Origin of the sequence: Xenorhabdus innexi (assembly GCF_002632485.1) — a bacterium.
Lineage (GTDB): Bacteria > Pseudomonadota > Gammaproteobacteria > Enterobacterales > Enterobacteriaceae > Xenorhabdus > Xenorhabdus innexi.
Map to the genome: position 1 here is coordinate 1 of NZ_NIBU01000144.1, position 2134 is coordinate 2134.

The 2134-nt window shown below is 58.6% G+C and carries 3 protein-coding genes; all 3 read right to left on the bottom strand.

Features of this window, described 5'->3' with window-relative positions; translation table 11 throughout:
- A partial coding sequence (locus tag Xinn_RS20500; protein WP_099137793.1) for a TIGR03751 family conjugal transfer lipoprotein occupies positions 1–311 on the bottom strand: 311 nt, incomplete at its 3' end.
- Positions 299–655, bottom strand: a complete 357-nt coding sequence (locus Xinn_RS20505; RefSeq protein ID WP_086956848.1) for a hypothetical protein — start codon at positions 653–655, stop codon at positions 299–301. The genes Xinn_RS20505 and Xinn_RS20500, both read right to left, overlap by 13 nt.
- Positions 655–2073 (bottom strand): TIGR03752 family integrating conjugative element protein, encoded by a 1419-nt coding sequence (locus Xinn_RS20510; RefSeq protein WP_099137794.1) that lies wholly within the window; start codon positions 2071–2073, stop codon positions 655–657. The genes Xinn_RS20505 and Xinn_RS20510 overlap by 1 nt, the downstream gene beginning before the upstream one ends.
- Between the last annotated feature and the right edge of the window lie 61 nt (positions 2074–2134).

The following is a 2134-nucleotide window of genomic DNA, read 5'->3' on the forward strand; positions in this document are numbered from 1 at the left end:
CCCGCAACCAGATGCGGGTAGACATACATCACCATATCGGGGTTGGGTAAACGGGGAAACTGTTGGCTGATTTCCTGTGCCGCTGAACGGCTGTAGTGATACGGTGCGTCCGGTGCCCTGTGTCGCTCGGCGGGGGTTAATGCCCGGCGCAGCGTTTGCCTTGCTGAGGCGGCACGGTGCCCGGTCTGGTTTCCCTGCCACATCGCCAGCACCGTCTGTTCACCGGCAGGCAGCAAGGCGTCTTTCGATGTGGAACAACCGGCCAGCCATCCGGCCAGACACACCACCCAGACCCGGTTCAGTTTTCGCATACGTCAGTCTCCGTCATACCCAGAAAATCAAAGGTGGCAAATTCCGGGTGCACGGCCAGTTCGGACAAAGTAAACGGCAGCACCGCCCACTGTTCAGGCTGAGCCTCTGCGTGACCGGCAACCTGCGTCTGCCACTGGCTTTCACTCAGACGAAACACGGTCACCTCACCGTCTGCCAGTTCCCGGCCTTCCGGGCCGGTGGAGAGATATAACCGATGCGCTTTTTTACGCATAACACACCAGTCAAGCTGAACAGGGACGGAGGCAGAATGGGGTGTGATACTAACCCCCAGGCAATAAGGCTGGCCGGCACTGAACAGCCATTGAGAAGAGGATGTTTCCATTAATCTAACGCTTCCTGATGTTGTTGAACTGTGTCACTGAACCCGTAGCGCACCTTACGGCCTGTTGTTTCGTAATCAATCGCCAGACTTTGGCTGATATGCACCACAACACGGGCACCGGGCGGTACATACACCGCATCAAAGGTCTGGCTGTAACGTTGTTTCAGCCAGTCACTCATGTCCTTCATACCCCCGGACAGCGCTTTGCCCAGAGCCGCCTGTCCGGCACTGCCCGTTAACGCGGTGGTGAGTCCGCCGGTGCCGTTGGTCTGGGCGGTTTGCTGGCTGTCGTTCAGCGCATCGCCGGCCGAGTTCATGGCGGAGAGGGCAAACAGCGTCGGCAGATAGGTGCCGGCATTCGATTTGCGTTCACCACTGATGCAGGGAATGCCGTTTTCATCGGACAGCCAGCCGATATTGCCGGTCTTCTGCCCACTGCCCGGCAGGGTGCGCACCGTGCCGTCCTGAAACACAAAGGTGATGGCATTGACCTGACCGCGCACGCAGGAAAGTGTCCAGTCCCCGCTGGCTGAGCCGGACACCACCGCCCCTTCCACCTCCGGCAGTTCAATGCCGTTGGCGGTCAGGTTATCTTTGCCGATAAGAATTTTGAACGGGTAAGGGTCAGTCACCGTGCCATTAACCGGCACCCGGCCTAATAACGCGGTCATCGCCTGACTGCCGGTTAACGTGGCATTTTCCGGCAGGGTATAGACCGGTTTCTGCTTTTCGTCCTTTGGGGCATTCTGAAGCAAAGCCGGTTGAGATTGATTTTGTCCGGCCGCAGGGGGTTCACCTAAAAATGAGGCCGGGTATTGTGCCGGAGCGTTGCCCTGGCCGAGGCCCGGCCCGGTTGCCGGTTTTTCATCGGCCGGCGTTATCCAGATAAGGTCGTCCTGCCCGGTGCCTGCCTGCACGGAATAGGGATAATTGCCCGTCCCCGTCGGGACCGGACTGTCGGGCGTAGTCAGCGGGGTTGAATTCAATCGCTCGGTCAGCAAATCAATCTGCGCCAATAACCCCTGCTGCTCATCCTGTAAGTCGCGCCGGCGCTGTTCATCTTCCTGCCGGATAGCCGCAACCGCCGCGTCTATCTGACCGGCCACATCGTGATGCTGATTTTTGAGCTGGTCATTTTCTTTCAGGATATCGGCATTCTGCCGGGTTAACCGTTGCTGCTCGGTCCGCACTTTATTGAGGGTGCCGACCAGCGTTCGCAGGGTATCTTCCGGTGTATCACCACCGACGCCCAGTGCCTGTAACTCCTCCGGTGACAGGGTGGCCAGCGCATTATTGGGCGATGGCGCAGCAGGTGAGACCGTGTCGGTTGTGCTGCAACTTCTGAGGCCGATAACCCCGCCGGCGAGCAGTACCGCCGGCACCAGTATTTTCACCAGACTGTTGGATTTAATCTGCATGACGGTCTCCCGCTTTCACCGCGTCCGGCTCAGGAATAAAGGCGTTCTCCGGCTGTCCTTT